We start from the raw sequence: 4,523 nt of genomic DNA on the forward strand, positions 1-4,523 counted from the left end.
ACGAGGACCCGAAGCCGTTCATCTGGACCAAGACAGCCGAGGAGATCCTCGACTCCCTTGCCCGCTTCTGCCGACGGATCTCCGGCGCAGGACACTAGCAGGCCACTCGGCGCGGCCGGGCACGGCCGGGAAAACCACGTGACGCGTCTTGCCCGGCCGTCAATAATCCCCGGATGGCCACCATGAACGTCGGCACGGCCGAAGGCGGCCCGTCCCCCCGGTTCTCTCTGACCGCGTCGGCCGGACGTGGCTTCGGTGCGATCCCGCCGACGGCGCTGGTCATGCTCGGCATCGTCAGCGTGCAGGTGGGCTCGGCACTGGCCAAGCACCTGTTCAGCGCGGTGGGCAGCTTCGGGACGGTCGCGCTACGGCTGTTCTTCGCGGCGGCGGTGCTGGTGGTGGTGTGGCGGCCGTCGCCGCGTATGCGCCGTCGCGCGTGGACGGTCGTGGTCGGCTACGGCGTGGTCCTCGGCCTGATGAACCTGTGTTTCTACCTGGCCCTGTCCCGGATTCCGCTGGGGATCGCGGTGACCACCGAGTTCCTCGGGCCGCTGGTGGTGGCGCTGGCCGGGTCGCGGAGATGGCTGGACGCGTTCTGGGCCCTGCTCGCGGCAGGCGGTCTGGTCCTGCTGATGGAGGGACGCGGCGACCTCGACCTCGTCGGGTTTCTGTTCGCCCTCGCCGCGGGAACGTGCTGGGGGCTGTACATCCTGCTCGGCGCGGCACTGGGCCGCCACACCACGGAGGGCAACGGCCTGGCCCTGGGCATGGCCGTCGCGGCGCTGGTGGCTGTGCCGTTCGGCGTGGCCGACAGCGGAACGGCACTGATCCAGCCGTGGGTCCTGCTCGCGGGGCTCGGCGTGGCACTGTTGTCGTCGGTGATCCCGTACTCGCTGGATCTGGAAGCACTGCGCAGGATCCCATCGCGCGTGTTCGGCATCCTGATGAGCCTCGAACCGGCGATGGCGGCCCTCATCGGCCTCGTCGTGCTGCACGAGTCGCTGCACTGGTCGCAGTGGCTGGCGGTGCTGTGCGTGGTGGCCGCGTCGGCGGGCGCCACCCGCGGCACCGGCCCGGACGCCCAGTAGGCCGGGCCGAGAGCTGAGGGGTTCAGCCAGGCGCTGAGGGGTTCATCGGTCGCTGGGCGTAGGTCCTGCGCCTCAGGCGCGCTTCGTGCCTGCTTGGCTAGGGTCGGCCCTCATGGAGACCACGGGAATCGTTCGCCGCCGGACGGCGGAGCGTATGCGCGACACTCTGGAGCGGCTCGTCACCGAGCGGGACATGTGGGTGTCGACGGCTCACCCTGATCACGGGCCGCACCAGGTGCCGCTGTGGTTCTCGTGGGACGGGCAAGCGGTGTGGATGTGCACCAGCGCCACTTCCGTGACGGTGCGGAACGTCCGCGAAGAGCCGCGCGTGCGCCTGTCGCTACCGGACACCTTCGACGTGGTGCTCCTCCAGGGTGAGGCGGAGTGCTTCCTGGACCAGGAGGTGCCCGCAGCCGCGGCGGAGGCGTTCGCCGACAAGTTCGGGTGGGACCCACGTGTGGAAGAGGGTTCCTTTATGTATGTGCGCGTCGTCCCGAGGACTGTGCGCGCCTGGCGCGGTGAGCCGGAACTGCGCGGTCGAGTCATCATGCGCGACGGGATGTGGCTGGAACACTAGCCGCCCGGGCGCGCGGAGTGGCGGAAATGGGGTGTGGGGAGATCGCGCGGGCGACAGACTTGCCGCATGATCACACCGGATCCCAAAGCAGACCTTCATCGCTACCTTCAGTCCGCCCGTGATGCCCTGCTGTGGAAGCTCGAAGGGCTCTCGGAGTACGACATCCGCCGCCCGCTGACGCCTACCGGCACCAACCTCCTCGGCCTGGTGAAACACGCGGCCGGCGTGGAGTTGGGATATCTCGGCGACATTTTCGGACGGCCGTCCGGCGAGCCGCTGCCCTGGCTCGACGAAGGTGCTGAATCCAACGCGGACATGTGGGCCACCGCCGACGAGTCACGCGAGTTCATCGTGGAGTTGTACCGCCGGGCGTGGCGGCACGCTGACGCGACGGTGGAGGCGCTGGCGCTGGACACAGTCGGCAGGGTGCCGTGGTGGCCCGACGGCAAGGACGAGGTGACGTTGCACCACGCCGTGGTGCGCGTGATCGCCGATACACACCGGCACGCCGGGCACGCCGACATCGTCCGCGAACTCCTGGACGGCGCCGTGGGGATGAACAAGGGCAACGACGCCGTGGCGCCCGGCGACCCGGCGTGGTGGGAAACCTATCGAAGCCGGCTGGAGCACGCGGCCCGGGAAGCCGACCGAGGCGCCTGACCCGTGCCGGCCACGCACACCCGCGCGCCCCGCTTGGGCAGGCGGCAGGCGGTGACATGGCGGGGTGTGCCGGTGGGGAACACCGGCATGGAGTGACGACCGGCGGCGGTGCGTCTCCTCGCCTCTCCCGCGGCCCACACCCACGAGGAGTGGGAGACCGGGCGCCCTTCGGCTACGCGATCACCACAGGTGGCGTGGTGACCGGCAGTTGCCGCCGGCATCGCCGTATCGGTGCGGGCGGACTACGCATCGGCTACCGGCTCCGCCCCCGCTCGGCGGGATCGGACGCGTACCGGCCCTGAGCGGCCGGGGCACCGAGGCGCCGGTCGTCGCCGTGCCGGTCGGGATTCAGTCCTTCGGGGCATGTGTCCGTCGTACGGCCGACACACTCGTACACCCATTCGGCGGTGTCGCCCGGGGACGTTCCGGTGTCGTTCGGCGAGTGGGGTCCGGCCCGCCGTGAGGCGGCTCCCGTGCCGTCGCGGCCGGTTCCCGGGGCCGGTCTGCGGGACCTCGTCCGGGTGCGGGGGCGCCCCTGTCGCCCATACGGTCGGATGCACGGACCAGCAGGGCCCCAGAGGCCGCCGGGCGGTCGACGGAGGCCCGTTCGATGGCGGAGGGCACTGCGAAGGCTGCCGGGCCAGTCAGGGAGACAGGCATGAGTCGAGCCAAGCGCAGGCCCCCCACCACCGCCGGAGAGCAGACGGCAGGGACGCAGGGCGGCGGAGCCCGCAGTTCCCCGGAGGACGGGTCCACCGCACCTCCCCACCCCGCGGAGCTGTCGGTTCCGGTGAAGGAACCGAAGGAGTCGGAGGAGCCGGAGGAGTCGGGGAGGTGGGGAGAGTCGGAGGAGTCCGGTGTTGCCGAGGGCGCCGGACCCGCACCCGCGGCCGGCGCGGCTGCCGCCCCCGGGCCCCGGACGATCCGGATGCGGATATCCGAGGGGGATCCCTGGTCGGTGATGGTGACGAGTTTCCTGCTCCTCGCGGGGGTCGGCATCCTGGCGTTCGCCACCACGGTCGTCCTCTGGATCCTGATGGAGGCCATGGCGCCGGACGTCCTGCCGGACCTGGGCACCGTCGTGGCCATCGCGATCGGCGTCGTCACCGTGGAAGTCGTCCTGGGCACCGGCCTGGCGACGCTGGGCACCTTCCTCTACAACCTGTCGTCGCTGTACAGCGGAGGCGTCGAGGTGTCCGTGACCGACGATCTGGACCTGCCCCCGGATGCTGCCCGGGTCCTGCCTGCCATGGCCAGGGCCCGGGCCCGTGTGCGCCGCTCCCTGCGCGGGCGCACCCCCCGGCCGCGGTCGTGGTCGCGGTGACGTGCCCGGGGCCGAACGTCCGCCGGGCAACGACGACCCGGGTACGAGGGAGCCACGTACGTCCCGGCCTCCTCAGCGGCTGATCCGGCGCGCAACCGCCACCCCGGCGAGCGCCTCCGGGGCACGGACGACGTAGACGGCGTAGACGGCGTAGACGGCGGCGATCTTCCCTTCGGTGATCCCGACCAGGGAGACGGTGTCCGGGCGGTCGCCGCCGTGGACCACCGTCGCGGGCGCGTCGGTGCAGGTGACCACCCTGATCCGCGGGCCTGCCGGCCGTCCTCCGCGGAAGATCCGCAGGAGGACCGCGACCCCTTCTCAGCCCCATCACCGGCCGCCGCACCGTGATAGTCCTGCCGCCCCCACCACCGGCCGCCGCGCCGCGGGTCCTGCCGCCGCCGTCCGCGGTCCAGGTGGCGTCCGGTGCGAGCAGCGAGAGCAGCCCCTCCAGGTCACCGGTCGCCACCTGGACCGCGGACATGAACTGCTCGGTGATCCGTCACCACGGACTTGCCCACCGCCGCCGCCAGGTCATGCCCTCAGGACACCGCCGTCCACCCGGACGTGACACGACATGGCGTGACACACGACACAGCCTCCGACAAGGCCGTCGAGCGGTCCGGACGCGCGGGCGCGCACACCGTGCACTACAGGTCACAGAGCTGTGCACGGACAAGTCAGTCGGGGCGAATCAGCGCCATAGCGTCGAGGGACCAGGCCCGTCGAGTCCGAGGACATCCCCTTGACATCAGTGCAACACTCCGCGACACCCACCCAGTTCGGGATCTTCTCGGTCGGCGATGTCACGCCGGACCCGACCACGGGGCGGACTCCGACCGAGCGCGAGCGGATCAAGGCCATGGTCGCCATCGCG

The 4,523-nt window shown here is 71.3% G+C and carries 5 protein-coding genes and 1 pseudogene; 5 read left to right on the plus strand and 1 reads right to left on the minus strand.

What is annotated here, in order from left to right; genetic code table 11:
- Window positions 1–173 precede the first annotated feature (173 nt).
- The 4 genes from IE294_RS46315 (at window position 174) to IE294_RS46330 (ending at window position 3,649) form a co-directional block, all read left to right on the plus strand.
- The gene (locus IE294_RS46315; RefSeq protein WP_189895325.1) at window positions 174–1,088 is read left to right on the plus strand and encodes an EamA family transporter; all 915 of its coding nucleotides are present in this window, start codon (window positions 174–176) and stop codon (window positions 1,086–1,088) included.
- A gap of 112 nt (window positions 1,089–1,200) precedes the next feature.
- Entirely contained in the window at window positions 1,201–1,665 is a 465-nt protein-coding gene (locus IE294_RS46320) for a pyridoxamine 5'-phosphate oxidase family protein (RefSeq protein ID WP_189895326.1), read from the plus strand.
- 66 nt (window positions 1,666–1,731) lie between these two features.
- A complete protein-coding gene (locus tag IE294_RS46325) occupies window positions 1,732–2,325 on the plus strand; it encodes a DinB family protein (RefSeq protein WP_189895327.1) in 594 nt (197 codons plus the stop codon).
- Between the two features lie 658 nt (window positions 2,326–2,983).
- Window positions 2,984–3,649, plus strand: a complete 666-nt coding sequence (locus IE294_RS46330) for a DUF3566 domain-containing protein (protein ID WP_189895328.1) — start codon at window positions 2,984–2,986, stop codon at window positions 3,647–3,649.
- A 72-nt stretch (window positions 3,650–3,721) separates the two neighbouring features.
- Here the strand turns inward: IE294_RS46330 and IE294_RS46335 are convergent, their stop codons facing one another.
- Window positions 3,722–3,904, minus strand: a complete 183-nt coding sequence (locus tag IE294_RS46335; protein ID WP_229918254.1) for an RNA polymerase subunit sigma — start codon at window positions 3,902–3,904, stop codon at window positions 3,722–3,724.
- A gap of 496 nt (window positions 3,905–4,400) precedes the next feature.
- Between IE294_RS46335 and IE294_RS46340 the strand changes: the two are divergent.
- Window positions 4,401–4,523 (plus strand): annotated as a pseudogene (locus IE294_RS46340) (5,10-methylene tetrahydromethanopterin reductase); the annotation flags it as partial.

This window comes from Streptomyces canarius, from assembly GCF_014650735.1.
Lineage (GTDB): Bacteria > Actinomycetota > Actinomycetes > Streptomycetales > Streptomycetaceae > Streptomyces > Streptomyces olivaceoviridis.

Bases quoted from the DNA above. Each gene is read 5' to 3' on its own strand.
- IE294_RS46325 (WP_189895327.1), top strand. From the start codon at position 1,732: ATGATCACACCGGATCCCAAAGCAGACCTTCATCGCTACCTTCAGTCC.
- IE294_RS46330 (WP_189895328.1), top strand. From the start codon at position 2,984: ATGAGTCGAGCCAAGCGCAGGCCCCCCACCACCGCCGGAGAGCAGACG.
- IE294_RS46315 (WP_189895325.1), top strand. From the start codon at position 174: ATGGCCACCATGAACGTCGGCACGGCCGAAGGCGGCCCGTCCCCCCGG.
- IE294_RS46320 (WP_189895326.1), top strand. From the start codon at position 1,201: ATGGAGACCACGGGAATCGTTCGCCGCCGGACGGCGGAGCGTATGCGC.